This is a genomic window from Humibacillus xanthopallidus (assembly GCF_006717145.1).
In the GTDB taxonomy this organism is placed as follows: Bacteria; Actinomycetota; Actinomycetes; order Actinomycetales; family Dermatophilaceae; genus Humibacillus; species Humibacillus xanthopallidus.
Genome location: NZ_VFQF01000002.1, coordinates 169,379 through 195,014, shown reverse-complemented (window position 1 = coordinate 195,014; position 25,636 = coordinate 169,379). Strand labels below are relative to the sequence as shown.

General features: G+C 70.4%; 24 protein-coding genes. 13 read left to right on the top strand and 11 right to left on the bottom strand.

The genetic code is table 11. The features are described from left to right. The first annotated feature begins 13 nt into the window (after nucleotides 1-13). Complete coding sequence (gene rocD / locus FHX52_RS11960) at nucleotides 14-1,267, top strand: ornithine--oxo-acid transaminase (RefSeq protein ID WP_425460109.1); 1,254 nt, start codon at nucleotides 14-16, stop codon at nucleotides 1,265-1,267. Between the two features lie 29 nt (nucleotides 1,268-1,296). Continuing rightward, a complete protein-coding gene (locus FHX52_RS11955) occupies nucleotides 1,297-2,157 on the top strand; it encodes a formate/nitrite transporter family protein (RefSeq protein ID WP_141822321.1) in 861 nt (286 codons plus the stop codon). Nucleotides 2,158-2,413: 256 nt separating this feature from the next. Here the strand turns inward: FHX52_RS11955 and FHX52_RS11950 are convergent, their stop codons facing one another. Further along, the gene (locus FHX52_RS11950) at nucleotides 2,414-3,109 is read right to left on the bottom strand and encodes a hypothetical protein (protein WP_141822320.1); all 696 of its coding nucleotides are present in this window, start codon (nucleotides 3,107-3,109) and stop codon (nucleotides 2,414-2,416) included. A gap of 161 nt (nucleotides 3,110-3,270) precedes the next feature. Between FHX52_RS11950 and FHX52_RS11945 the strand changes: the two genes are divergently transcribed. From FHX52_RS11945 to FHX52_RS11935, 3 genes are all read left to right on the top strand, one after another. After that, nucleotides 3,271-3,507, top strand: a complete 237-nt coding sequence (locus FHX52_RS11945) for a PLDc N-terminal domain-containing protein (RefSeq protein ID WP_141822319.1) — start codon at nucleotides 3,271-3,273, stop codon at nucleotides 3,505-3,507. 135 nt (nucleotides 3,508-3,642) lie between these two features. Beyond that, nucleotides 3,643-4,023, top strand: coding sequence for a DUF6916 family protein (locus tag FHX52_RS11940; protein ID WP_425460116.1), 381 nt, complete (start codon nucleotides 3,643-3,645; stop codon nucleotides 4,021-4,023). Beyond that, nucleotides 4,023-4,307, top strand: coding sequence for a DUF6916 family protein (locus tag FHX52_RS11935; protein WP_141822317.1), 285 nt, complete (start codon nucleotides 4,023-4,025; stop codon nucleotides 4,305-4,307). The genes FHX52_RS11940 and FHX52_RS11935 overlap by 1 nt, the downstream gene beginning before the upstream one ends. Here the strand turns inward: FHX52_RS11935 and FHX52_RS11930 are convergent. The 5 genes from FHX52_RS11930 to FHX52_RS11910 are packed head-to-tail and all read right to left on the bottom strand — an operon-like array spanning nucleotide 4,286 to nucleotide 11,529. Continuing rightward, entirely contained in the window at nucleotides 4,286-4,780 is a 495-nt protein-coding gene (locus tag FHX52_RS11930; protein ID WP_141822316.1) for a GNAT family N-acetyltransferase, read from the bottom strand. The genes FHX52_RS11935 and FHX52_RS11930 overlap by 22 nt on opposite strands. Beyond that, entirely contained in the window at nucleotides 4,777-5,298 is a 522-nt protein-coding gene (locus tag FHX52_RS11925) for a phage tail protein (protein ID WP_141822315.1), read from the bottom strand. The genes FHX52_RS11930 and FHX52_RS11925 overlap by 4 nt, the downstream gene beginning before the upstream one ends. A gap of 10 nt (nucleotides 5,299-5,308) precedes the next feature. After that, complete coding sequence (locus FHX52_RS11920) at nucleotides 5,309-5,830, bottom strand: phage tail protein (RefSeq protein ID WP_141822314.1); 522 nt, start codon at nucleotides 5,828-5,830, stop codon at nucleotides 5,309-5,311. Between the two features lie 14 nt (nucleotides 5,831-5,844). Continuing rightward, the gene (locus FHX52_RS11915) at nucleotides 5,845-6,348 is read right to left on the bottom strand and encodes a phage tail protein (protein WP_141822313.1); all 504 of its coding nucleotides are present in this window, start codon (nucleotides 6,346-6,348) and stop codon (nucleotides 5,845-5,847) included. 33 nt (nucleotides 6,349-6,381) lie between these two features. Further along, nucleotides 6,382-11,529, bottom strand: a complete 5,148-nt coding sequence (locus FHX52_RS11910; RefSeq protein WP_141822312.1) for a beta strand repeat-containing protein — start codon at nucleotides 11,527-11,529, stop codon at nucleotides 6,382-6,384. Between the two features lie 166 nt (nucleotides 11,530-11,695). Between FHX52_RS11910 and FHX52_RS11905 the strand changes: the two genes are divergently transcribed. Together FHX52_RS11905 and FHX52_RS11900 are read left to right on the top strand one after the other, a co-directional pair. Further along, nucleotides 11,696-12,775, top strand: a complete 1,080-nt coding sequence (locus FHX52_RS11905) for an NYN domain-containing protein (RefSeq protein WP_141822311.1) — start codon at nucleotides 11,696-11,698, stop codon at nucleotides 12,773-12,775. A 65-nt stretch (nucleotides 12,776-12,840) separates the two neighbouring features. Continuing rightward, the gene (locus tag FHX52_RS11900) at nucleotides 12,841-13,365 is read left to right on the top strand and encodes a glycine cleavage system transcriptional repressor (RefSeq protein ID WP_141822310.1); all 525 of its coding nucleotides are present in this window, start codon (nucleotides 12,841-12,843) and stop codon (nucleotides 13,363-13,365) included. A 152-nt stretch (nucleotides 13,366-13,517) separates the two neighbouring features. Here FHX52_RS11900 and FHX52_RS11895 read toward each other — a convergent pair whose 3' ends face one another. Next, the gene (locus FHX52_RS11895; protein WP_141822309.1) at nucleotides 13,518-14,042 is read right to left on the bottom strand and encodes a 2'-5' RNA ligase family protein; all 525 of its coding nucleotides are present in this window, start codon (nucleotides 14,040-14,042) and stop codon (nucleotides 13,518-13,520) included. A 205-nt stretch (nucleotides 14,043-14,247) separates the two neighbouring features. Between FHX52_RS11895 and FHX52_RS11890 the strand changes: the two genes are divergently transcribed. Beyond that, nucleotides 14,248-15,603, top strand: coding sequence for a hypothetical protein (locus tag FHX52_RS11890; protein ID WP_141822308.1), 1,356 nt, complete (start codon nucleotides 14,248-14,250; stop codon nucleotides 15,601-15,603). Nucleotides 15,604-15,746: 143 nt separating this feature from the next. On the opposite strand, the gene FHX52_RS11880 is transcribed toward FHX52_RS11890, so the two are convergent. Beyond that, a complete protein-coding gene (locus tag FHX52_RS11880; RefSeq protein WP_141822307.1) occupies nucleotides 15,747-16,343 on the bottom strand; it encodes a hypothetical protein in 597 nt (198 codons plus the stop codon). A gap of 146 nt (nucleotides 16,344-16,489) precedes the next feature. Between FHX52_RS11880 and FHX52_RS11875 the strand changes: the two genes are divergently transcribed. Beyond that, a complete protein-coding gene (locus tag FHX52_RS11875) occupies nucleotides 16,490-16,963 on the top strand; it encodes a hypothetical protein (RefSeq protein WP_141822306.1) in 474 nt (157 codons plus the stop codon). A gap of 105 nt (nucleotides 16,964-17,068) precedes the next feature. Here the strand turns inward: FHX52_RS11875 and FHX52_RS11870 are convergent, their stop codons facing one another. The 3 genes from FHX52_RS11870 to FHX52_RS11860 all read right to left on the bottom strand — a co-directional run bounded on the left by FHX52_RS11870 (nucleotide 17,069) and on the right by FHX52_RS11860 (nucleotide 18,637). Continuing rightward, a complete protein-coding gene (locus FHX52_RS11870) occupies nucleotides 17,069-17,755 on the bottom strand; it encodes a DUF6308 family protein (RefSeq protein ID WP_141822305.1) in 687 nt (228 codons plus the stop codon). 191 nt (nucleotides 17,756-17,946) lie between these two features. Continuing rightward, nucleotides 17,947-18,387, bottom strand: coding sequence for a TA system VapC family ribonuclease toxin (locus FHX52_RS11865; protein WP_185747256.1), 441 nt, complete (start codon nucleotides 18,385-18,387; stop codon nucleotides 17,947-17,949). Beyond that, nucleotides 18,374-18,637 carry a type II toxin-antitoxin system VapB family antitoxin gene (locus FHX52_RS11860; RefSeq protein ID WP_141822303.1) on the bottom strand — a complete coding sequence of 88 codons (264 nt, stop codon included), beginning with the start codon at nucleotides 18,635-18,637 and terminating at the stop codon, nucleotides 18,374-18,376. Before FHX52_RS11860 ends, FHX52_RS11865 begins: the two co-directional genes overlap by 14 nt. A gap of 112 nt (nucleotides 18,638-18,749) precedes the next feature. On the opposite strand from FHX52_RS11860, the gene FHX52_RS11855 reads away from it, so the two are divergent. The 4 genes from FHX52_RS11855 to FHX52_RS11840 are packed head-to-tail and all read left to right on the top strand — an operon-like array spanning nucleotide 18,750 to nucleotide 25,573. Then, nucleotides 18,750-20,225 carry a DUF3375 domain-containing protein gene (locus FHX52_RS11855; protein WP_221630584.1) on the top strand — a complete coding sequence of 492 codons (1,476 nt, stop codon included), beginning with the start codon at nucleotides 18,750-18,752 and terminating at the stop codon, nucleotides 20,223-20,225. Then, the gene (locus FHX52_RS11850; protein ID WP_141822302.1) at nucleotides 20,222-20,941 is read left to right on the top strand and encodes a DUF4194 domain-containing protein; all 720 of its coding nucleotides are present in this window, start codon (nucleotides 20,222-20,224) and stop codon (nucleotides 20,939-20,941) included. Before FHX52_RS11855 ends, FHX52_RS11850 begins: the two co-directional genes overlap by 4 nt. Further along, on the top strand, nucleotides 20,934-24,302 hold the full coding sequence (locus FHX52_RS11845; protein WP_141822301.1) for an ATP-binding protein: 3,369 nt from the start codon (nucleotides 20,934-20,936) through the stop codon (nucleotides 24,300-24,302). The genes FHX52_RS11850 and FHX52_RS11845 overlap by 8 nt, the downstream gene beginning before the upstream one ends. Beyond that, a complete protein-coding gene (locus FHX52_RS11840) occupies nucleotides 24,299-25,573 on the top strand; it encodes a Wadjet anti-phage system protein JetD domain-containing protein (protein WP_141822300.1) in 1,275 nt (424 codons plus the stop codon). Before FHX52_RS11845 ends, FHX52_RS11840 begins: the two co-directional genes overlap by 4 nt. Nucleotides 25,574-25,636: the final 63 nt, after the last annotated feature.

The window sequence follows — 25,636 nt, the reverse complement described above, 5'->3', positions numbered from 1 at the left end:
CGACGATCGGAGAGTGAGCGACACGGCCGCACGACCCGGGGCGCGTGAGCACCGCAGCCCAGACCCCGGCACCCCCACGCACGCGCACATCTCCCTCGCGGAGCTGTGGCTGGCGAGCAACTATCACCCCCTGCCCGTCGTCATCTCGCACGCCGAGGGCGCGTGGGTCACCGACGTCGAGGGGCGGCGCTACCTCGACGCCCTCGCCGGCTACTCGGCTCTCAACTTCGGACACCTTCACCCGGCGCTCGTCGGAGCGGCTCGCGCACAGCTCGACCGCCTCACGCTGACCAGCCGCGCCTTCCACAGCGACCGGCTCGGCCCCTTCTGCCGCGACCTCGCCACGCTGGCCGGCAAGGAGCTCGTCCTGCCGATGAACACCGGCGCCGAGGCCGTCGAGACGGCGATCAAGGTCGCTCGCCGCTGGGGCTACGAGGTCAAGGGCGTGCCCGACGGTCAGGCGCGCATCGTCGTCATGGCCGGCAACTTCCACGGCCGCACGACGACGATCATCAGCTTCTCCGACGACCCGGTGGCCCACGACCACTACGGCCCCTACACGCCCGGCTTCGACACCGTGCCCTACGGCGACCTCGGAGCGCTCGAGGCCGCGATCACCGACGACACGGTGGCCGTGCTCCTCGAGCCGATCCAGGGCGAGGGTGGCGTCATCCTGCCGCCCGACGGCTGGCTGCGCGGCGTGCGCGACCTCACGCGTCGCACCAACGTGCTCATGATCGCCGACGAGATCCAGTCGGGCCTCGGCCGCACCGGCTCGACCTTTGCGTGCGACCTCGAGGGTGTCGTGCCCGACGTGTACATCCTCGGCAAGGCGCTCGGTGGCGGCATCGTGCCGGTCTCGGCCGTCGTCGCCGACCGCGACGTGCTCGGCGTCATCACCCCCGGCAGCCACGGCTCGACCTTCGGCGGCAACCCGCTCGGCGCAGCCGTCGGGCACGCCGTCGTCGACCTGCTCGCGACCGGTGAGTACCAGCAGCGCGCCCGGCACCTCGGCGCCGAGCTCGCCGCCGGCCTCGGCGAGCTCGTCGGCCACGGCGTCGACGCCGTGCGGTGTCGGGGGCTCTGGGCCGGCATCGACATCGACCCCGGCCTCATGACCGGCCGGGAGGCGTGCCACCGCCTGCTCGAGCGCGGCGTGCTCGTCAAGGACACGCACGGCAGCACGGTGCGCCTCGCTCCCCCGCTCGTCATCGGCGAGGCCGAGATCGCGATCCTGCTCGACGCCCTCCGCGCGATCCTGCGCTGAGGCGGCAGTGCCCGTGCCACAGTGAACGCATGACGTCACAGGCGAACCCGCTCTTCCCGGGCAAGCACTTCATCGGCACGGTGCTCGGCGCCCTCGACGCCAAGGTGGAGATGTCGGGCGAGATGACGCGCCGCTACCTCCAGCGCGCCGCGATGGCCGGCATCATCATCGGCCTCTTCTACGCGACGAGCTATGCCGTCACCGCGGCCTTCGACGCGGTGCGGGTCGGCGGCTCGACGCTGCTGCCGCTCGGGCGTCTCGTCGGCGCAGTGACATTCGGCTGGGCCCTCGTCTTCATCCACTACTCGAAGTCCGAGCTGCTGACGTCGAACATGATGATCGTCTCGATCGGCGCCTACCACCGGCGCACGTCGTGGCAGCGGGTCCTGCGCCTCCTCGGCCTCTGCTACTTCGGCAACGCCATCGGCGGCTTCTTCGTCGCGCTGCCCTTCCTCTTCAGCACCGTCACGCGCACCGCCATGCCGCTCATGCAGCACGCCGTCGACACGAAGCTCGCCTACGTCTCCGCCGGGCCGTCGGGCTGGACCGACCTCTTCATGCGCGCCGTGCTCTGCAACTTCATGATCAACATCGCCGTGCTGCTCGTCTACAACGGGCTTATCCGCGACGACCTGACGAAGAGCCTCGTCATGGTCGTCGCCGTCGCGATCTTCGCGTTCATGGGCTTCGAGCACTCGGTCGCCAACACCGTCCTCTTCACGATCGTCGGCCTGCAGGAGGGGCTCGACGTCGGACTCGCCGCGGGCAACATCGCGATCGCCCTCGTCGGCAACTTCATCGGCGGCGGCGTGCTCATCGGGCTCTACTACGCCTACGTCAACGACGACGCGTCCTACCTCCGTCGCCACCCCGAGACCCCCGCCGGCTGACGCCACCAGGCCCGCCGAGCTCACGAGCCAACCCCGCCGGTATGCCGTCCGCCCCAGTCGAGTGGCCACACCTGGCCGCCCCCACCACGTCGAGTGGCCACACCTGGCCGCCCCAGAGGCCGACAAACTGCTCTCTCGATTGCGTGGGGCGCCCACGACGTCGAGTGGCCACTCTTGGTCGCCCCCACCAAGTCGAGTGGCCACTCTTGGTCGCCCCCACCGAGTCGAGTGGCCAGTCTTGGTCGGGACGTCCGGCTCAACCGGGGAAGCCGAAGCAGGGATAGAACTCGACCGCCCCGGGCCTCGGAACCTCGATGCAGTGCGACTTGACCTGCTCGAGGCTCGCGTCCTCGGTGCGTCCTGACACGCTCCGTCCGGCGACCTGCACCGAGACCGAGGCGATCGCCGCTCGGCGCAGGTTGTTGTCGTTGGCGCTGACGTTGCCGTCAGCGAAGTGGGTGTGTGTGCTGACTTTCGAGTGCTCGAGAGCCCCGGTCCCCGTCCACGTCGCGACGAGGTGCACCGTGACCGGCTCGCCGGCGGCATCCGTCCCCGGCAGGTCGGTCGTCACCGAAGCCCTCGTGAGGCGCGAGTCGACGACGAGCGGTGCGCTGTTCTGCACGTCGGCCTCGAAGACGACGCTCCCACCACCGGCAGCAGGCGCGGCAAGGCGCGCACGAGAGGACGCGCAGGTGTCGGTGACGCGGACGAAGACGCCCGTCAGCCCCTGCTTGCCCCCGGGACCCGGCTGGGCGGCATACATGGCCTTGCTCGACGACACGAAGACCTCGGAGACCTCGCACCCCTGCGCCACGACGAGGGTGGCGGAGCCGTGGGTGCTGCTGATGGTGTGGTAGATCCGGGGCTGCGCGGCCCCGGCGGGCGCCGCGACGAGCGGCCCCAGGACGAGTGGGAGGGCGGCTGCTGCGACGAGGGCAATGGCACGTTTCATGGTGACTCCTCCGAAAGGCCTGACCCTTCCAGCGTGACACCGCGTGGCAGTCTCGGCAGTGGCCGGAGGCGTCTCCTCGCTCACACCGGCCACCCCCGCGCGCAGAGGCGTGCTAGGCAGGAGGGTGGGGGCCGCCGGGGCCCTCGAGAGAGGTGGAGACGATGGCACAGAAGAAGTGGGCTGACCTGAGCAGCGGCCAGCGCAAGGCCGTGATCGTCATGGGGGCCGTACAGCTGACACTGGCGACGGCGGCGTGGGTGGACCTGGCCCGCCGACCGGCCGAGCAGGTCAACGGCAGCAAGGGCAAGTGGGCAGCCATCATCGCGATCAACTGGATCGGCCCGATCAGCTACTTCGCCCGCGGCCGCAAGACCGAGCTCCCCGAGATCACCGCCTGACAGCCCCCCACCTCGTCGAGCGCCCAGTTCCCGACGTCCGAGGCCCATTCCGCTGACGGCGGCAGGCCCTGCACGGGATGATCTGAGAGGTCGTCCGGCAGGGGCCGGCCTCGGGGGAGGGAGAGGCGGGTGGACATGGTCGTCATCAGTCGTCGACGAGTGCTGCAGAGCGTCCCCGTGGGCGTCGCCGCGGTTGCCCTGCCGACGGGCACCGCAGTCGCAGCGAAGGCTCCGAGCGACCCGCTGTCCCGGTCCCGGTTCGCCGGACTCGTCGGCAGGACCTTCACGCTCGCCGGCGGAGCAGCGTCCTGGGGCGCACGCCTCGACGGCGTGAGCGACATCGTCGGCGCGCCGGCAGGGTCGGACACCCGCTTTGCCCTCCTGCTCTCGTCTTCGCGCGCCGGGGGCGCGGACGGCACCTACGCCATGAGCCGCTCCGGATTCACCGTGACGCCGATCTTCGTCGTCGCCTCACCCGACCGGCGGTCCTGGGTCGCCACGGTCAACCGCACCTGATGCTCGACCTCGGGGCGGCAACCGCTGCCGACTTCCTGACCCACGTCGGCACGGCATTCGCGAGGCGCGACGGCACGGACCTGCACCTCGCCGCAGTGACCCAGCACGGTCCGGGGGCGCACCGCGAGCAGTTCTCGCTGGTCTTCACCACCGACGCGGACACCCTTCTGCCGCAGGGGATCCAGGAGCTCAGTCATCCGACGCTCGGCGACCTTGCCCTCTTCCTCGTGCCGATCGGACCAGGCGCCGACGGGCAGCACCGTTACGAGGCCGCCTTCGCCTGAGGGCTGCTCGGGTTTCGGCGCATCCGGTAGCGCAGCTCGTCGCAGCTGACCTCGACGAAACCGAGCCGGTCGTAGAGCCGCCGTGCCGGGCTGCCGCGGTCGACGGACAGCTCGCACGGGGCGCCTCGTGCGTCGGCCTGCGAGAGGACCGCGTCGAGGACAGCGGTGCCGATGCCCTGCCCCCGGCGACCGGGCAGCAGTGCGACGTCGACGACGTGGACCCCGTCTGCCGACTCGTCGACGAGCAGTCGTCCGACGGGCTCGTCGGCCACGACGACCACGAGCCGGTCGGCATCCGGCCACGCGTCGCGCCAGCCGCGCTCGCGGGCATCGACCTGCTGGCGGACGAAGGCCCTCCGGATCGACTCGTCCGGGAGGACTGACAGCTCGGCAGTTCGCAGGTCCGCGAAGAGCGCCTCGAGCAGACCCCGGTCCGCGTCCGTCTCCGGACGCAGGGTCGGGGTCAGCGTCATGGCCGCTGCGGGAAGATGCCCTGGAGGGCGATGATGAAGGTCAGCGTGAGGTACGGCTGGAGGTTGTTGTGCGGCTGGCCGCCGCCGAAGGCCGTGACCGCGTCGAGGGCGAGCGCGGTGCCATCGGCCCCAGCCGCATACTCGTTGATGCCCCCCACCCCTACGGCGAAACGCTCGCCGGCGGGCGAGCGGTCTCCGGCATCGGTCGCAGAGGCGCTGATGACATGGGTGTGCTGCGGCATCTCGGACGCCAGCAGCGTGGTGGTCGTCGATCCACCCATCTGGCCGAGGTCGTAGGGCGACAGTCCCGGCCCCTGGCCCGACTGGATCGGAACCCGTCCCCCGAGATCAGGGAGGGCGAAGGTGGACCTGCCGTCGCCGCCGTAGTTCGTGCCGAGCAGCGAGAAGAGCGCAGTGTTCTGCGAGATCGGGAGGAGCTGGCCGTTGCACAGCGCCCAGCCGACTGGAGCGAAGTTGCCCCCGAAGATCCGGATCTCCGCAAGGAATGGATCGGTCACGGTCGGCTCCTCAGCCTTGGCTCGGGTAGATCCCGAAGAGGGAGATGATGAAGTTGACGACGAGGTAGGGCTGCACGTTGTCGTGCGGTTGGTTGCCGCCGGAGCCGCCGAGGCTCTGCGGGGCCAGCGTCGTCGGCGGCGCGTCCGCGCCGTAGGCGAACGTCGTCACCCCCGGGAGGGTCGCTGGGACGGCACCGCCGGGTGCCGCCGTCGTCGCCGTCGCGGACGAGCCGTTGAGACCGTGCGTGTGTGACGGGATCTGAGTGCTCGTCAGCGTCACGGACTCAGCGCCGCCGACCTGCCCGAGCACCACGTTCCCGATCCCGCCGCTGCCTTGGTGGACGGGCACCCTGCTCCGGAGGTCGGGGAGGTTGAAGGTCGTCTGACCGTCACCGCCGTAGGTCGTGCCGATGAGGTTGAAGAGGACGTCGTTCTCGGCGATCGACATCGTCTGTCCCTGGCAGAAGGCCCAGCCGACGGGAGCGAAAGTGCCCGCGAAGATCCGGATCTCGCCGATGTAGGGGTTCGACATGGGTGGTGCACTCCTCAGTTCCGGGAGGGGAAGATCCCCTGGAGGGCGATGCAGAACGAGACGGTCAGGTAGGGCTGGGTGTTCTCGTGCGGCTGGCTCCCGCCGGCCTGGGAGACGGCCGCGGGATCCATGGCGACGAGCGACGACGGCGGTGCGAACGCGGCGGCGCCCACGCTCGCCGCGAGGACGGCGTTCGCCGGGCTACCGCTCGTCGCCGGGGCGCTCGAGGCGCTCCAGGCGTGCGAGTGGGTCGGGGTCTCGTTCGCGATCAGCGTGTGGCTGGGCTCACCACCCACCTGGCCGAGGCTGAACCCGCCGCCGGTGTGCACGGGGACCCGGCCACGAAGGTTCGGCAGCGCGAAGTTCGTCTGGCCGTTGCCCCCGTAGGTCGTGCCGAGGATGGAGAAGAGTGCCTGGTTCTGGTTGATCGCCAGGAGCTGGCCGTCGCACGCGGCCCAGCCCCTCGGCGGGAAGCCGAAGCTCATCAGCCGGATCTCGCCGAGGAAGGGTTCGCTCATCGATCACACACTCCTTGCTGGGTGATGGACCGGTCAGAAGGCCGGCATGGTGCAGGACACGAAGTTGAAGCCCGTGGCGCTGATGTTCGCGGCTCCGCCGGTGCCGAAGGTGCCGGAGGCGCTGGCCGGGTTCTGGCCGGCCACGTAGGCCTCCATCTGCGCACCGGTGGCCGGGCTGGGGGCGAGGCCGGTGATCCCGAAGGTGTTGGTCGTGGCCACGCTGCCCTGCTTGCGCAACCCGATGCCCGGATAGGTGTTGGTCCCGTCAGTGGCTCCGGCGACGGTGTTGCCCGAGATCGTCAGGCAGACGGTCGTGTTGACGGCAGTGCCGGAGCTCGTGCCGGAGTCGACCCGGATGCCGGGCCGCGCGACAAGGTCGGTCGGAGCGGCCACGCTGTTGTTCTGCACCTTGAGGTTGCTCGTGCCGGTGCTGTTGGCGATGAAGTAGATGCCGACGCCCGTCGTCGACGAGACGGTGTTGTTCGAGACGTTGGCCTTGAGCACGGCCGAGTCGAGCGAGCCCGCGACGCCGTAGTCGTGCTTGTCGCTGCCGCCGGTGACGCCGTAGGTCCCGCTCAGCTGCGTCTGCGGCTTGACGACGTTCCCCGTGATCTGCGAGGTGAGCTGGGCGGCACCGTCGACGGCGACGTCGATGCAGTTGCCCTTGTTGAGGCCGAGCGGGCTGCCGACCGTGCCGTTGTTCGTCACGTCGGCGAAGCCGGTCGCGCGTCCCGTGAGGAACACCTGGATGCACCGGGTGCCCATCGGGAGCGCCGTGCTGGCGCCGGCAACGCGGTTGCCGCTGATGGCGACGGCACTCGCGCCCGCGCCGGTCCCGAAGGTCGCCGAGGGTACGGCAGCGGGGCTCTCGTTGCCGACGAGGGCGATGATCCCGCCCCCGCTCGGGAACCCGGTGACCGCGTTGCCCGACACCGTGCCGCTCGCCACGGAGGCAGCCGCGCCAGCAGATCCGTTGACCTGGAGGAAGATCCCGTTGCCGGCCGAGGTAGCCGTCGAGCTCGTGCTCGTGATCGCGTTGTTGTCGAGGTGCAGGGACGAGATCGTCCCGCTCTGGTTCTGGATGTGGACGCCGTGCTGGTAGGCATTCGTCAGCGAGCTGTTCGACACGCTGACGGCGCCGGTGACGTTCGCCGACGCGGCACCCGAGGTGAAGGCGATGTTCGAGTCGGCCGCGCCCTTGCTCGTGAGGCCGCTGTTGGTGACGGTCCCGTTCGTGAACGAGAAGCCGTTGACCTGGGTGCCGAGCACACCGGAGGAGTTCGGCGTGCCCGAGACCGTCAGGTTGTTGAGGCTGACCGCACTGGTGCTGGTGAGCGAGACGCCGGCGCCGGTGGTGTTCTGGATCGTGCCGCCGCTGGCGTTGCCGCCGAGCGACGTGTTGCCGCCGCCGACCACCGTCAGGCCACCCGAGCTTCCGGTGTTGTTGAGCCGTATGCCGTTCGCCGCGCCGTTCGCGCTGACGGACTTGAACTTCAGACCGGTCCCGCCGATCGTCGTGTTCTCGACGACGACGGTGGAGCCGGTCGTGCTCGTCAGCGTCGACGTCGTGTCGGAGGCCGTGACCGTGCCGCCGCCGGTCGCACTGAAGGCGCTGTCGGCACCGGACGAGATCGCCAGCGCCTTGGTGAAGGCGACCGTCGCCCCGGTGTTGCCCGAGAGCACGATCTCGGGGCCGGTTATCGGGCCGGAGAAGGTCGTCGTGCCGCCGCTGCGGTTGCTGACGTTGACCGAACGGGCCGTGCTTCCGGTGATGGTCGCACCGACCCCCACCGACCCGGTCGCCGCCCCGGTGAGGTCGACGCCGTCCTGGCCGCTGCCGCTCACCGTGACGTTCTCACCGATGGTGGCCGTCGTGATGTTGTCACCGTGGATGCCGTCGGCCGAGGCGTTCGCGATCGCGACGCCCTGCACGTCGACGCCGCCCGCCAGGGTGACGCCGTTGCCGCCGGCGTTGGTGATCGTCGGTGCCGTCGCACCCGCGGGCACAAGCGTCGTGCCGCCGATGGTGAGTCCGTACTTCTCGCCGTAGAGGCGCTGGTTGGCCTCGAGGGCTAGCCCACCGGCATACGACCCGGCAGCGGCGTAGACGAAGAGGTAGTCGCCCGGGCCGTCGGCATCGCCGGACCCACCGGCGCCGTTGACGGGCGCCAGTGACGCGAAGGGCGCGGTCGAGCGCCCGTCGCCGCCCGCCGGAGCGGCGGCGTTGATCCACCAGACGCGGTCGGCACCGATCGCGATGCTGATCGTGCCGGTCGAGGTGAGCTGCCCGTCGGTCACGGTGTAGGTGAAGGTGTCGGTCTGGCTGACGTCGCCGACGCCGGGCAGGTAGCTGAAGGTGCCGTCGGCGTTGATCGTCGCCGTGCCGCCACCGGTCGTCGTCACCGTGCCGGGCACGACCGAGATCGGGTCGCCCTCGGGGTCGGAGTCGTTGGCGAGCGGGAGCGCGCCCGTGAGGGTCGTGCTCGGGCCGGTCGCCGTGACACCGCGGACCGCGAGGGTGTTGCCGATGGCTCCGGAGTAGCTGTCACCGACAACGACCGGCGCCTCGTTGACGTTGGTGACGGTGATCGTGAAGGCCTTCTCGAAGGTGAGGCCTCCCGAGTCGGTCGAGCGCACCCGGACCGAGTAGGCCGCCTTGGTCTCGAAGTCGAACGGTCCGGCCGTCTGCAGGGAGCTACCCGAGATCGTGAACGACGCGTTGTCGGCGGAACCGGTGCCGGCCACGAGGGAGTAGGTGAAGGTGTCACCCGCGTCGGGGTCGGTGGTGGAGAGGGTGCCGACGACGGTGCCGGACGGCTTGTTCTCGGGGACCGAGCTGTTCGACAGGGCGATGTCGGTCGGGGCCTCGTTGACGTCCGTCACCGTGATCGTGAAGGTCTTCTCGAAGAAGCCTCCTGCCGAGTCGGTCGTGCGCACGTGGATCGAGTAGGACGACTTGGTCTCGAAGTCGAACGAGGCGGCGGTGCGCAGCTCGTTGCCGACGATCGTGAAGGACCCGTTGTCGGTGTCGCCGATGCCCGTGGCCAGGGCGTAGGTGAAGGTGTCGCCCGGGTCGGGGTCGGTGGTCGAGAAGGTGCCGACGGCCGTGCCGGAGGGCTGGTTCTCGGCGACGGTGGACGCGGAGAGCGAGAGGTCGGTCGGCGCGCTGTTCGTGGCGGTCGTGAACTGCGCCGTGACGTCCGAGACCATCTCGTCGGGCGGGTCGACGGTGTCGACGTCGTGGATCTTGCTGCCCGTGATCTTCAGCGTGCAGACAGTGGCGACAGGCAGGTTCGCGTCAGGCGTCAGGGTCCAGACCGCGGTTCCCGAGCCGCTCAGCGTGAACGTCTGGGTGGTGGGGGTGGGGCAGGCGAGGGAGAACGCGCCGCTGTCTGCCGTCACCGGCTCGCTGAAGGTGACCGTGATCTTCGCGCCCGACGACACGTCGGTCGCGCCGTCGGCCGGCGAGGTCGAGACGACGGAGGGCGCCGTGTCGACGGTGGTGAAGGTGACCGTCTTGTCGGCGGTCATCGTGTCGGGCGGGTCGCCGGAGTCGACGTCGTGGACCTCTGTCGCGACAACCTTGAGGGTGCAGGTGGCCGTGCCGGGCAGGTCGCTGCTCGGGGTGAGCGTCACCGCGGTGTCCGTGCCGCCGAGGGCGTAGTCCACCGGGTTGCCGTTGCAGGTCAGGACGAAGGAGGCCTTGGTGACCGTGACGGGCTCGGTGAAGGTGACGGTGAGGACCTTGCCCGCCGGCACGTTCTTCGCGTTGTCGGCCGGGTCGGTCGAGGCGACGGCCGGCGGGCTGTCGACGGTGAAGCCGAAGCTGTAGTCGGCGACCGGGTTGTCCGGCGGGTCGACGGTGTCCTTGTCGGTGACCTTGGTCTTGTCGACCGTGCCGGTGCACGAGTCGCCGGCCGTCAGGTCGGACGTCGGAGCGAAGGTGAAGGTCGTGTTGTCGCTGGTGGACGGGGTCGTCGTGACGGCGTTGCCCCCGCAGACGAGCGTGAAGGCATCCGCGGCCAGGGTGACCGGCTCGGAGAAGGTGACCTTGACGTCCGCCGTCGTGGCGACGTTGGCCGCACCGTCGCCGGGCGTCGTCGAGGTGACGGACGGCGCGGCGTCAAGGGTCGTGAAGGTGATGTCGATGGGCACGGTCAGCGCGTCCGGCGGGTCGCCCGCGTCGACGTCGGTGATGCTCGCGGCAGGCGCCGTCAGGCTGCAGGTCGCGGTCTGCGGAAGGTCTGCATCGGGGTTGACCGTGACCGTCGCGGTATGCGAGCCGGTGACGGCGAACGGCAGGTCGGGGCCTCCGCAGCTGAGGGTGAAGGCGCCGCTCGCGACATCGACGGGCTCGCTGAAGGTGAGCACGATGTTCGTCGAGGTGGCGACCCCCGTGGCGCCGCCGACGGGCGCCGAGGAGACGAGGGAGGGCGCGGCGTCGGTCGTGAACGAGAAGGTGCTGTTGGCGACGGGGTTGTCGGGAGGGTCGAGGGTGTCGACGTCACTGATGCCGGCGGCATACGTCGTGACGGTGCAGGCGGCGCCCTGTGGCAGTGAGCCCGTCGGGTTGAGCGTCAGCGTGGAGCCGGGAGATCCGCTGAGCGAGAAGGGCACTGGCGTGCCGTCGCACGCGAACGAGAACGAGCCCACCGTCGCGGTCACCGGTTCGCTGAAGGTGACGGTCGGGCTGACGTTCGTCGCGACGTGGGTCGAGCCGTCGGCGGGACTCGTCGAGGTCACACGAGGCGCGGCGTCGTTGGGGGTGACCTGCACCTGCACCTCGCCGGTGAGGCACTGGCCGGGGCCGGTGACGTAGCGCAGGGTTCCGGAGGGCAGGGCTGCGCAGAAGTAGACGGTGCCCGAGGCGGGCGGCAGCATAAGCGCGGTCGCCGGCGGCTTGCAGTCCTTGGGCTTCGTGGCCAGGCGGGTCGACCCGGAGGGCTGGATGCAGAAGATGTCGGGGCCGGGCTTGACGGTCACCTTGGTCTCGTTGCCCTTGCACTCGCTCAGCGAGGTGACGGCCCGCAGGAGGCCGTTGCTCTTCAGCGCGCACGCATAGGACATCTCGCCCGCCACGGGGGCGGCGGATGCCGAGCCGGCGGGGGCGAGGAGTGCCGCGACGAGCAGCACGGCGCACGCGGCGGCGATACGGGAGAGCAGGGCACTGACACGCGACATTGCGACCTCCGGTCACGGCTGTCGCCGCCGCTCTCCCCCCTGTGGGTGTCGCAGCTCACGGACGACGCACCGCGCAATGTCCCTTTCCTAGCACCAGATGTGGTAGGCGCGCGGCGGAATGCCCGAATTCCGAGTCATCTCGCGGCCGCATGAGAGCCTGCCCAGCATGAGGTCTCACTGCGCGCTCTACGTCGACGTCGGATACCTGCTCGCTGCGTCGGCGACGCGCGTCACGGGCACGTCGCTGCGCAGCGGGGTGGTCGTGTCCTATCCCGACCTCGTGGCGCGCCTCGTCGCCGCTGCCGAGGAGGCCAGCGGTATGCCGTTGCTCCGGGTCCACTGGTATGACTCCGGCCGCCGCAGCGGAGGCACGCCGGACGCCGCCCAGGAGGCCATCGGCATGCTGCCGCGGGTCAAGCTGCGCCTCGGGCGCATCTCGCCTCAGGGTGAGCAGAAGGGGGTCGACCTGCGGATCGGGCTCGACCTCGCTGCGCACGGGCGCAACCGCGTCGTCGACGTCATCTATCTCGTCTCCGGTGACGACGACCTGTGCGAAGCCGTCGAGGAGGCACAGAACCACGGCGTCCAGGTCGTGCTCATGGCCGTGCCCGACGCCGCGGGAAAGCCGCACGCCGTCTCGAAGCACCTCATCCGCGAGTCCGACGACCTCATCGTGCTCGACGGCTCGGTCGTCGACGAGACGGTGCACGTGCGCCAGCTCCAGCCGGAGGAGGTTCCGGGCGCGCCGTCGTCGGAGGCGCCCGCTGGGGTCGTCGTGCCGCTGCCCGGGCCGCGTGCGGCTGGTCGCGCGGAGGGGGCAGCGAACGAGGAGGGCGCGGCCAGCGCAGAGGCGCGTCCCACTCCAGCGGTGCTCGCCGGCTCACGGCCGGCTGCACGCGCAGCGGACTCGGCTGCAAGCGGCGTTCGGGCCGGAGCGGGCGCGAGCAGGCCGATCTGGTCGAGCACGAGCGAGGGGGCTGGGGGGCGCGGGCCCGGGTCGACGAGTGCCGGTGAGCTGGAGCTCATCGACGAGGTATGCCGTGGGGTGATCTCCGCGTGGTCCGTGACCGCGAGCGCCGACGACCGTCGCAGGCTGCGTTCCGAGAAGCCCTACATCCCGAGCGACCTGGACCGAGCGCTGCTGCTCGACCTGTCGGCTCGCCTCGGCGTCTACGACGTCGACGAGCACCTGCGCTTCCTGCTGCGCGACCACTTCTGGCAGGTGCTGGCCGCGTCGACGTCCTGATCGTCGCGGCGTCGGCTTCGACGCTTGCCGGGTCGGGGTGGGCCGGCGGTCGATAGGATCGGCACGTGCCCAGACTCGTGCTCACCGTCATCGGCGACGACCGCTCCGGCCTCGTCCGCGCCCTCGCAGACGTCGTCACCGAGCACGGTGGCAACTGGGAGGAGAGCCAGCTCGCGGAGCTCGCGGGCAAGTTCGCCGGCATCGTCGTCGTCAGCGTGCCCGAGGACCGCGCCGAGGAGTTCGCGACCTCGCTCAGCACGCTCGACGGACTGCTCGAGGTGGCGGCCCACCCCGGAGCGGAGCCGGAAGCCGAGATTCAAGCTGGGCCCGCGGCGACCGACCAGCTGACGATCGACCTGCTCGGCAACGACCACCCCGGCATCGTCCGCGAGGTCTCCACGGTTCTCAGCCACCACGACCTCTCCATCGAGACGATGACGACCGGCACCCGCGAGGCGCCGATGGCCGGTGGCCTCCTCTTCGAGGCGCACGTCGTCGTGGACGTGCCGGCGGGGTCGGACACGAGCGCGCTGCGCGCCGACCTCGAGCGCCTGGCGGCCGAGCTCCTCGTCGACATCGCTGTCGCGTAGCGCCTCTGTATTGAGTCACCCCGTGACTCAGCGCGGAGCGGCGCGCTGTTGGTCACCTTGCTGGTCACCTTGGTGACCACCCTGTTGCGTCACCCCGTGACTCAACACAGAGGAGCGTCGCACCGACCCACGTCCACCACCCACCGCACGCCTCACGGCACCCCGTCGAGTGGCCACACCTCACCGGTCGAGCTGTCGATGAGCGCTGCACGGTCGCACTGGAGGGTCAGGGGCAGCACGTCGGAGACCGCCGCGGTGACCACCGACAGCTGGTCGGCGCTCGCTCCCGTGGCGACCGACACGTGCGGCACCCACCGGCCCGTCGCGTAGTGCCAGTGGAGGTCGGCGCCCGTCGACGTGAGAGCCGCGACGCCCCGCTCCTGCCGCGCGGCGAGGTCGGCGCTGACGGAGCACGCGAACGAGACCCGTCCGCGCGGGAAGACGAGCGAGCCCTGCACCGAGACCTCGACCGCCCCACCGTCAGGCAGGCCCGCCACGGCGGCAGCGACGGCGTCGGCGTCCCAAGCCCGCAGGACGGCATACGACAGGTGGGGGTGGTGGCGCCCGTGGGTGTGGGTGAGGAGCGTCCGTATGCCGCGTGCCTCGAGCCGCTCCCACAGCTCGCGCACGAGGCGGTCGGTGCGCGAGTCGAAGAGGAGGCAGAGCGCGAGGGCCATGGCTCATTGTGTCGGAGGGCGCTCGGCGGCGCCCGGTGACTGGGACGGAGATGCCAGCACCATGTGAGTTTCCTGAATGTCCTGCGTAACAGGCGAATTCGTCGGAAATTGACCCCCCTCGTCGGCCCCGGCCGCGTGGCCCCGCGAGGTTACATTCCGATCCATCGGGGGTCAGTTACACAACCCATGGACGGAGCCACATCACATGACGATTCGTTCGTTGACGACGGCGGTCATCGCTGCCGGCGCCCTGGTGCTGGCCGCGGGAACCACCGCGACAGCCAGCACGACGAGCAGCACGAGCCCCACCAGCGGCACCAGTGCGACGACGGCCACCGAGCCGCAGCTCATCCACGACGAGGACCTCAAGGCCCAGTCGATCACGATGGGCGGCGCGAAGGTCCTGCCCACGACGAGGACGATCCCCCACTGGTACGGCGCGACGAAGGATCCGTCGAACGGGGTCACCTACGGCTACAACATGGTCGGCGCGAACCCCAACACGTGCAGCGGCGCTGCGTGCAACGTGACGGTCCAGGTCGACATCACCCCGATCAAGGTGATCGTCGGCGGCGAGACCTTCGACGGCAACGACGTCCTGCCGGCCACCCTCGCGTCGCCACAGTTCGCGAACAACGACTACGGAGACACCCCGGCCGCCACGGCTGCAGGCGCGTTCCCGAAGGCGCCTGCATTCGTCCGCGGTCCGGGCGGCGCCCTGTCGCAGCTGGACGCCGGCGTTCCGCTGCAACTGCAGGACGCGACCATGCGTGCCCAGTTCGCCAAGACGGGCACCAGCAACTACCACCTGCGCCTGCACGCCAACGTGCTCCCGGCGGTGACGATCACGGTCCCGAGCAACCAGGGGCTCTTGATTCAGAGCGGCCGCGGCGTGCACGGTGGCAACGTGGACGTTGGCTGGTGGTCCTCGAAGATCAACAGCCTCGAGCAGAGTGCCGACCCGACCCACCTGCCGCTCTACCTGACGGACAACATCTTCCTGCACAGCGCCAACGACCCCACCCAGTGCTGCATCATCGGCTACCACGGCACCCGGGCTGTCGGCAACGGCGGCGGCAGCACCCACAGCCAGGGCAACGCGACGGTGCAGACCTTCGCCTGGTCGTCCTACGTGCGGCCCGGCTTCTACTCGCGGCCCGACGGTGGCACCGACTGGGCGCTGCAGGACATCCACGCAATCAGCCACGAGATCGCCGAGTGGGCGGACGACCCGTTCGTCAACAACGGTGTGAACCCGTGGCTCACCCCGACGGCTCCGCAGTATGGCTGCACGAGCGTCCTCGAGACCGGTGACCCTGTCGTCGGCATCGGTTTCGCGAAGGGCACCAACACCCACCTGCAGGGCCCGAACCCGAACGGCACGCAGAGCGCCGACGGCTACTACCACCCGGAGGACGAGGCGCTGCTGCCGTGGTTCCTGCGGCGGCCGTCGAACGCGACCGGCTCCGAGCTGAACCAGTCCGGTGTCGGCGGTCGCTACACCCTCATGGGCGACCTCAACCCGTTCCCCGGCTTCCGGGCACCAGCCACCGGCTGCTGAGGAACTCGTAGCGCGCGAAGGGGCTGGGTCGGCATCACGCCGACCCAGCCCCTTCCGTATGCCGTCGGCATCTTCGCGCACCGCCGCACCGCCGCACCGCCGCACCGCCGCACCGCCGCACCGCCGCGCCGTCGGAACGTCGTTCACCCCCAGACGGCGGAGCCTAGGTCCCACGGCATCACGTCAGGCGCGAGAATCGACTCGGTGGAGATCTCGTTGTCCACACAGCGGATCAGCCAGAGCGCGCGGGTGTCGTCACGGGTTGCGGCGATGATCCCGTTGACGACGTGATCGAAGGTGAACGGGGCGAAGTCGGGTTTGTTGCTCGTTCGTGCGATGGCGCCGGCACGCAGGAAATGGTCGATGAGGTACTGCAGCCAGGCCTCGGCCATGCGCGACTTCTCGGTGCGAGAGTCCCACTGGAGGCAGCAGCGGTCGGCACACGGCGTCCAGTCGAGATGCGGGTAGGGGGTGCCGTCGCGGGGTACCAGCGTCGTAAACGGGTCACGCACGTCCGGCTGACGCCTGCCCTTGCGCGGGCGCGCCTCAGGAACCTTCCGGGCCGCGGCGCGTTGCCGCTCCTGCTCGGCGACGAAGGCACGCGGGTTCATTGGTACCTCGTAGGGGTTGGTGAAGTAGCGCCGGTCAACCATGGCGTACGCCGTCAGCCACTCGGCCTCCGCCGCGTTGAGTCGGGGCTCGATGTCGAGCCGGCCGAGGTAGGTGGTGCTGAATCCCATTGCTTCTCCTCAGGGAGGCGACTGATCTGAGACAAGCGAAGCGCCTTCGCCCGCGCGACGCTTCGCGTTGTCCACAGGCGAGCGGGCCCCCGGCTCCCTGTGCACAACCCCTGCACGCTCCAGCTCGAAGCGGCCAGCCTGTAGGCATGAATGAGCGACCGTGGCACTTGACTGACCCTGAGCAGACGTTGCGTGACGTCGAAAGGCTCTGCCCCTTCGAGCTCGACAGCGTCATCGTGGCTGCCGTCGAGCTCGGCTCACAGAAGGTCGTCGATGCCCGTGTCGCGATGACCGGTGAGCTGTCTGATGACTACGCCGGCAGCGACCTCGTCCGTGACCTGGCCACAGACATGGTCCCGGAACGCTGGGCATCGGGCCGAGAAGGGCACGGCATCACGCACGTGCTGGTGACGGTCGTCTGTCGCAACGGGCGCGTGGTCTTCACGAGCCGCGAGAGCTCGTGGTTCCGAGCCTGGCGCTATGCCAACCACTTCCGCGGGGCCTTCGACGGCGACGTCTACATCGTGACGCCACACGGCTGGGGAGGCATTCTTGACGACCGCGCAGGCTTCGAGCCCGCGCTGCGCGTCGATGCCGTGACCGGACGCGGCTCGGCCTGACTCGTCCCGAGTAGCCGGGCAGCTCCCGCACCGCCGGACGGCAAGCGTCCGAGTGGGACGCGTGGCGAGCGATACCAATAGCCGGCTGCCCGCGGGCAACCGTGGTCAGCCCATCCTGACGCTGGTCCACAGAGCGGCGTCGAGCAGACGCAGTGGCTCCGTGTCGAGGACGATCTCTGCGCTTGCATCGGCCTCCAGTCCAGCTCGTACCTCGTCAACCGCCTGACGCAGGTCAGGATCAGCGATGAGATGCTGGAAGACGAGCCAGTCCACTCGGTAGCTACCAGCCTGCTGGACGTCCAAGAGGCGGCACACGACTTTGTCGCGCACCGGGAAGAGGTCAGGACGCTTGCGTGCGCACAGCTTGCTAGCCACCACCCAGGGGTTCGAGTTCTTGGCCGTGGCCTTGGCGAGGTTCTTCTTGACGTGGAGATACAGGACCTCCATGGCCTCGAGCCCCTCGCGGTCGACCAATTCGAGGGGACCGTCGGGCAGCGCAGCCAACGCCGCTCGAATGGCGTCCGCGTCAGGCCCCGGACCCGTCAGCCGTCGTGCCGCCTTGGCAGGGATGTCGACGCTCAACAGGGTTGTCGCGAACAGGTCATCGACGCCGATCCTGTCAGGCGCATTGTGGCCGATGGTCGCGAAGCTTGCGCCCGCGTAGTCACTCGTCGTGGCGTAGAAGCGACGCATCTTGCGCGTCGCCTCGCCCAGCTCCAGCGCGCCCAGAGCCCGCTCCTTCGCGTGCGCCAGCATCGCGGGCGCAGGCTGCACCCAGCCTGCCTCAGCCATCGTGACCTCCCCTGTCTTGTGAGTCCGACCATAGGGGTGGCTGCCGACGGCCACCCGCCGAGCGAAGCGGAGGGGCAAGTTCGACGCGCCTCGCCAGCGCTGTACGGCCTACGTCAGGCCGAGCTGCCGAGTCGCCGCCATGGGCCGTACAGCTGGGATTGGATGTCGGCTGAGGCCGGTCGTGGCTGGCCTCAGGTCGCTTCGTCGAGGGGGTTCACCGTTCGCAGTCCACTGAACCGTCCGAAGCCACGGTCGAGTGTCACGAGGGTCGCACCGAGCTCCAGAGCGTGGGCGGCCAGGACGGCATCCGGCACGTCGTTGCCGCGGAGACGATGCTCTCGGATTAGCTCCGTGACGATCGGCCAGTGGTCGGGGCCTGGACGCACGCGCTGGGCCGCCGGCGCTGAGGCGAGCGACTCGGCGAAGGCCACCGCGTCTGCCGGTGTCGACGGCATGCGAAAAACCTTGGGGTGCGTGGCGATCCGGAGGACCGAGGCGAGCACCGGCTCGCTCACGGCGATGCGTTCGTGGCCCACGAGCCGCGGAGCCAGCCACTCGCTGACGCGCGCCGCGGACTCCGACTCGGCAGGTCGGTAGGCGTAGAGGCAGATGTTGACGTCAAGCAGGAGCATGCCTGGCATCGCTCTCCAGCAGGTCTGCCATGAGCTCCTTGTCCTCGAGATCGACACCAGGCAGCACGCCCGCGCGCGCCGGGGTGAAAGTGTGCAGGACGAAGTCCTGACGCGTCGCCGGTGCGGACTCCTTGTCGATGAGCACGCGCAGGGCGTCCTCGAGAACGGAGCCGATGGTGCGGTGCTGACGTGCCGCGATGAGCTTCGCCTCGGCGAGAAGCCGCTCGTCGATGTTCACCGTCGTCCGCATGCTGCATCATAACATCAGTTTCTACGCATCATGATGCACACCGATTCTCCCGTCGCGGCCTACCGCTGTCACTGACAGCGCCTATGCTCGCCCGCATCGAAAGGGGTCGCCCATGGTGTCGCACGACGAGCTCAGCCTGCTGCGTGAGCGGCACCCGGCCTGGCGCCTGCTCCGCGCTGACAACGCCCCGCTCATCATCGGCTTCCTCGGCCGGGTCTTCGTCGACGACAACGTGCGCGCCATCACCCAGGTCGAGCTCGTCAGCCACCTCGACGACGAGCTGTATGCGTTGCGCGAGCAGCTCGGTGAGCGCGCCTACCCCAAGAGCGCAACGGCCTACGTCAACGACTGGGCGGGCCCCGACTCCGGGTGGTTGCGTCTGCACTACCTCGAAGGCAGCGACGAGCCCTACGTCGACGCGACGCCTGCGCTCGAGAAGGCTGTGGCCTGGGTCGCGAGCCTTCAGGAGCGCGCCTTCGTGGCCACCGAGTCACGCCTGCACACCCTCCTCGGGCTCCTCCGGCAGATCGTGCAGGGCAGCGACACCGACCCCGAGCGGCGGCTCCAGCTCCTGCGCGCCGAGCGCGACCGGCTCGACGCCGAGATCGCTCGGGCCGAGTCCGGCCAGATCGACGTGCTCGATCCCACGGGTCAGCGCGACCGCTACCAGCAGTTCGCGAGCACCGCCCGCGAGCTGCTCTCCGACTTCCGCGAGGTCGAGGTGAAGTTCCGCGCCCTCGACCGCCAGATGCGCGAGACGATCGCCGGCTGGGACGGCTCCAAGGGCGAGCTGCTCGACCAGCTGCTCGGCGACCGCAACGCCATCGCCGACTCCGACCAGGGCCGCAGCTTCCAGGCCTTCTACGACTTTCTCCTCTCCGCCGAGCGGCAGGACGAGCTCGGCGAGCTGCTCGACGAGGTGCACCACCTCGAGTCGATCGTCGCCGACGACAGGGTGCGTCGCATCGACCGCGACTGGCTGCTCGCGGCCGACCGCACCCAGGCCACCGTCCGCACCCTCTCCGACCAGCTGCGCCGCTTCCTCGACGACTCGGTCTGGCTCGAGAACCGCCGCGTCGTCGAGCTGCTCCGCAGCATCGAGTCCAGCTCGGTGGCGCTGCGCGACACCCGGCCGACCCTCACGATGGAGCTCGACGCGACCCGGCCGGAGGTCGCCCTCCCCTTCGAGCGACCGCTCTATGCGCCCCCCGCGCAGGCGCACATCGACAGCACTGTCGAGGCCGCCGACGAAGCCGCCGAGACGACCGCCCTGTTCACCGTCGACCACGTCGACCAGCACCGCCTTGTCAGCCAGGTGCGCGCCGCGCTGCGCCACCGCGCCCAGGTCAGCCTCGGCGAGCTCGTCGAGGAGCATCCGCCGGAGCACGGCCTCGCCGAGGTGATGGCATGGTTCGCGCTCGACGACGACGGCATCGACCTCGTCTTCGACGACGACTCACGCCAGCAGCTGGCCTGGACCGCCGACGACGACACGCAGCGACGGGCCGACGTGCCGACCCTCCTCTACGTCCGCCACGACCAGGACAGCCGCCCGCCACGCACCCCACCCTCCGGAGGGTCGTCATGACCACCCCCACCGACGCCGTCGCCCACCTCCCGTCCGCCGCCATCACCGACGACGTGCTCGACCTTTCTCGGGTCGTCGTGCCCCTCCTGCGCGGCGTCGTCTACCAGGCCGACAACGCCGCCACCTGGGCGCTGCTCCGGCGCCACCACGCCCGCGTCCGCGACCACATGGCCGTCATGGGCCTCGAGCTGCTCGTCGACGAGGCCGAGGGCTACGCCCACCTCCGGCAGATGGACTACGACGACGTCGACATCCCCCGGCTCGTCCCCCGCCACCGTCTGTCGTTCACCGTCAGCCTCATGCTCGCCCTGCTGCGCAAGCGCCTCGCCGAGTTCGACGCGAGTAGCAGCGACCCGCGGCTCATCCTCACCCGCGACCAGATCGCCGAGCTGCTCCGCGTCCACCTCCCGACGAGCACCAACGAGGTGCGCCTCACGAACGAGGTCGACGCCCTGCTCACCAAGGTCGTCGGACTCGGCTTCCTGCGCCAGGTCACCGGCCAGGAGCGCACCTACGAGGTGCGTCGCATCCTCAAGGCCTACGTCGACGCCCAGTGGCTGAACGAGTTCGACGCCCGCCTCCGCGAGTACCTCGCCACCCTCGAGCCCTCCGATCCCGACGCCGGCGCAGATGCCGAACCCCACGCAGGACCCGACGCAGGACCCCACGCCGCCGACACCCCAGCCGAACAGCGCGAGGAGCGCACCGATGGATGAGCTGCCCCTCGACGACCTGCTCGGCCCGGCCGGCTACCGCCTCGCACACGTCGAGGTGCTCGGCTGGGGCACCTTCGACCGCTCGGTCTGGCGCTTCGACCTCGACGGACACACGTCCCTGCTCACCGGCGACATCGGATCCGGCAAGTCGACCCTCGTCGACGCCATCACGACGCTGCTGCTCCCAGCCCACCGCATCGCCTACAACAAGGCCGCGGGCGCCGAGACCCGCGAGCGCAGCCTGCGCTCCTATGTCCTCGGTTACTGGAAGTCCGAGCGCAACGAGACCACCGGCGCCTCCCGTCCCGTCGGCCTGCGCGACCACCGGTCGCACTCCGCGATCCTCGCCGTCTTCCGCAACGAGCGCCTCGACTCCGCCGTCACGCTCGCCCAGGTCTTCTGGACCCCCGACGACCACGCCGGCCAGCCCAACCGCTTCTACGTCGTCGCCGACCGCGAGCTCGGCATCGTCAGCCACCTCAGCGACTTCGGCTCCGACATCGCCGGCCTCAAGAAGCGGCTCCGCTCGTCCGGCATCACCCCCCACACCGGCTTCCCCGACTACGAGCGGGCCTACCGTCGCGCCCTCGGCATCCCCTCGAGCCAGGCCATGGAGCTCTTCCACCAGACCGTCTCGATGAAGTCGGTCGGCAACCTCACCGACTTCGTGCGTGCCCACATGCTCGAGCCGTTCGATGCCGCCGCCGACGTCCGCAAGCTGATCGACCACTTCGAAGACCTCACCGCCGCGCACGACGCCGTCATCAAGGCCCGCACCCAGCTCGAGGCCCTCACCCCGATCGTCACCGGCTGCGACGAGGTCGACCGCCTCCGCCGCGAGCTCGGCGATGCGACGAGCGCCCAGCAGGCGCTGCGGTATGCCGCCGCGACCGTCACGCTCGAGCTGCTCGCGACCGAGCTGGCGCAGACCGACACCCGCCTCGTCGCCGAGCGCGCCGCCCACGACCGGGCCCACGAGGCCATCGACGCCCTGCGCTCGGAGCAGCAGGGGCTGCGCGACGCTCGCGCCGGTCACGCCGGCGGAAGGGTCGGCAGTCTCGAGGAGGCCAGGCAGCGGCATACCTCCGACCGCGAGGACCGCCGCAAGCGGCACCGCGAGTGGAGCGACAACCTCGCCGCCGCGTCCCTCGAGCCGATGGCCCACCCCGACGAGTTCGCGCGGGTGCGCGCCGAGGTGCTCGAGGCGCACGCGGCCGTCGACGACGAACGCACCCGCCTCGAGGGCGAGCGCACGCGGCTCGCCGTCGACCAGCACCGGCTGCGCGCCGAGTCCGATGAGATCCGCGACGAGCTGATCAGCCTCCGCGAGCGCCACTCGAGCATCCCGCGCGACCTGCTCGCCCTGCGCGAACGCCTCTGCCGCGAGGCCGGGGTCGACGAGGGGCGCGTGCCCTTCGTCGGCGAGCTGGTCGACGTGCGCCCCGAGGAGGACCGCTGGCGAGGGGCCGCCGAGCGCGTGCTGCGCGGCTTCGCCCTCTCGCTCATCGTCGCCGACGACTACCAGCAGGTCGCCGGCTGGGTCGACGCCCACCACCTCGGCACCCGTCTCGTCTATCACCGCGTCCGCGTCGGCGACCGCCACCAGCCGAGCGACCCCGTGCGCGGCACGCTCGCCGCCAAGCTCGATCTCAAGCAGAGCCCGTATGCCGCCTGGCTGGCCGCCGAGCTCGGCTCCCGCGCCGCGCACGAGTGCGTCGAGAGCATCGAGGACCTGCGCCGCGCGAGCCGCGCCGTCACCGTGCGCGGGCAGGTCAAGTCGGGCAACCGCCACGAGAAGGATGACCGGCGGCTCGTCGACGACCGCTCGAGCTATGTCCTCGGGTGGGACAACAAGGCCAAGCAGGACGCCCTCCTCGAGCGCGGCACCCGCGTGCAGGAGCAGCTCACCGCGGTCGAGGACGCGATCGGCGCGGCTGACCGGTCGCGGGGCGCTCTCACCGCACGCCGGGACGCCCTGACCCGGGCCCTCGTGGTCGACGACGTGCGCGACGTCGACTGGTGGGCCTCGGCCCTGGCCCTGGAACAGGTGGAGCGCGAGCTGGCCCTGCTCGTCGAGGCCTCACGAGAGCTCGCCGACCTCGACGCCCGCCTGGCCGCCATCGACGACGAGCTCCAGGCCGCCGAGCGGCGGCGCACGGAGCACGACCGCGCCATCGGCGCGCTCGAGGGTCGGTGGCGCGAGCTCGAGACCCAGCAGGCACGCAGCACCGAGACTCTCGCCCGGGTCGGTGCCGACGAGGCGCCGGCCGTGGAGCGCGCGGCAGGGGTGCTGCGCGAGCGACAGATCGCCGGGCTCGACGCCGTGCACGACGTCGTCGAGTCCCTCCGCGCCGAGCTCATCGCGCGCAGCGACGCTCTCTCGGCCCGGCTGCGCACCGCCACATCGCGCACCGAGCGGGCTATGGACGCCTTCCGGCGCGACCACCCCACGGAGACGACCGAGCTCGACTCGAGCATCGAAGCCGCCGGGGAGTACCGCGAGTTCCGCGACCGGGTCGCGCGCGACGACCTGCCCCGTTTCGAGGCGGACTTCAAACGCTTCCTCAACCAGAACACGATTCGCGAGATCGCCGGCTTCCAGACCCGCCTCACCCAGCAGTCGAAGCAGATCACCGAGCGGATCACGACGATCAACACCTCGCTACGCGACATTGACTACAACCCTGGCCGCTTCATCCGCCTCGACGCCGTGCCGACCCCGATGACCGAGATCCGCGAGTTCCGCACCCAGCTGCGGGCCTGCACCGAGGGCGCCCTGCTGGGCGGCGACGGCGACGAGCTCTACTCCGAGGACAAGTTCGAGCAGGTGCGCACCCTGATCGCCCGCTTCAAGGGCCGTGAGGGCATGTCCGAGCACGACCGCCAGTGGACGCTGCGGGTCACCGACGTGCGCAACTGGTTCGTCTTCAACGCCTCCGAGCGCTGGCGCGAGACCGACCAGGAGCACGAGACCTACGCCGACTCCGACGGCAAGTCCGGAGGACAGAAGGAGAAGCTCGCCTACACGATCCTGGCCGCCTCCCTCGCCTACCAGTTCCGGCTCGACTCCCCCGGCGGGTCGGCGCGCACGTTCCGCTTCGCCGTCATCGACGAGGCCTTCGGGCGCGGGTCCGACGAGTCGACCCGCTTCGCCCTGCGCCTCTTCGCGCGCCTCGGGCTCCAGCTGCTCGTCGTCACGCCGCTGCAGAAGGTGCACACGATCGAGCCCTTCGTGCAGCGGGTCGGCTTCGTCGACAACCCGAGCGGCCGATCGTCGCGCCTGCACAACCTGACGATCGAGGAGTACCAGCACGAGCGCGCCGGCATCGCGCTCGCCCGTGGCGCCACCGACACGCGATGACCCCGCCGTCCCAAGGGGCATCACCCGCAAAGTCGACCGGCGCATCACCCAAGACGCGGGGCCGGACGTCGGGCCGGGCGTCGGGGCGGCTCGCCTGGTCGACGACCGACGACGTGCGCGCGGCACTGCGCCGACGCTGGGACCGCGGCGAGCTTCTCCGCGCGCACCTCGACAAGGAGGTGTGGGAGCCGATCCGGGTGCCCCTCAAGGCCCCGACGGCACGTGAGCTGGCCTCCGACTTCGGGGCCGTGCAGGACTGGGCGGCACAGCTGCACCGCGACGCCGGCGGCGCCCGGCCCGGCTTCCGCCTCGAGAGCAGGAACGTCGGCGGTCGCCTCGTCGGCACCAACGCCCTCCCCGTCGCCGCATGGATCGACGAGCCGGCCCAGGCGTGGCGCCTCCTCCGCGTGGCCGGAGAGGTCTCGACGGCCGAGGGCCTGTATGCCGTGTCGCTCGCTGCCGACCCGGCAATCGCCACGTGGGTGGCCGAGCACCCCCTGCGAGCGCTCGCTCACGCCGCACTGTGGCGCGAGGTCACCGCGACGGCCCTGTGGCTGCGCGACAAGGTGGGGACGGCGGCATACCTGCGCGAGATCGACGTGCCGGGCGTCGACACGAAGTTCATCGAGGGCCATCGGACGCTCCTGGCCGAGCTGCTCGACGTCCTGGCTCTCGGCGTGGCTGATGAATCACGTTCTGCCAGCAAGGATTTCGCGCGGCGCTACGGCTTCAGCGACAAGCCGGCCATGACCCGCGTGCGGTCGCTCGACGGCAGGCCGGTCGTCGGCGGCTTCACGGATGCCGTCGTCCGGGTCGACGAGCTGGCCCGTCTCGAGCTGGCGGCCCGGCGGGTGCTGGTCGTGGAGAACGAGATCACCTTCCTCGCTCTGCCGCCAGTGCCTGACGCCGTCGCGTTCTTCGGGGCCGGCTTCGACGTGCTACGCCTCGGGCGGCTCCCCTGGCTGCGCGACCGCGACGTCGTCTACTGGGGCGACCTCGACACGCACGGCTTCGTCATCCTCGACCGGCTGCGCGGCCAGCTCCCAGAGGTGCGGAGCATTCTCATGGACCTCGACACCCTCACCGCTCACGCGAGCCAGTGGACCATCGACCCCAGCCCGTCACGTGCCACGCTCGAGCGGCTCACGGCGCCCGAGTCGGAGGTCTATCGCACCCTGCGCGACCACGAGCTCGGCACGTCGATCCGTCTCGAGCAGGAGCGTGTCACCTTCGATCGGGTCGTTGCCGCCATCGATGGCGTGTGGTCCTGACGACGCTTCCGTATGCCCTGCGCATCCGCTCACGCGGGAGCGCCGTCCTGAGTAGCGTGGTCG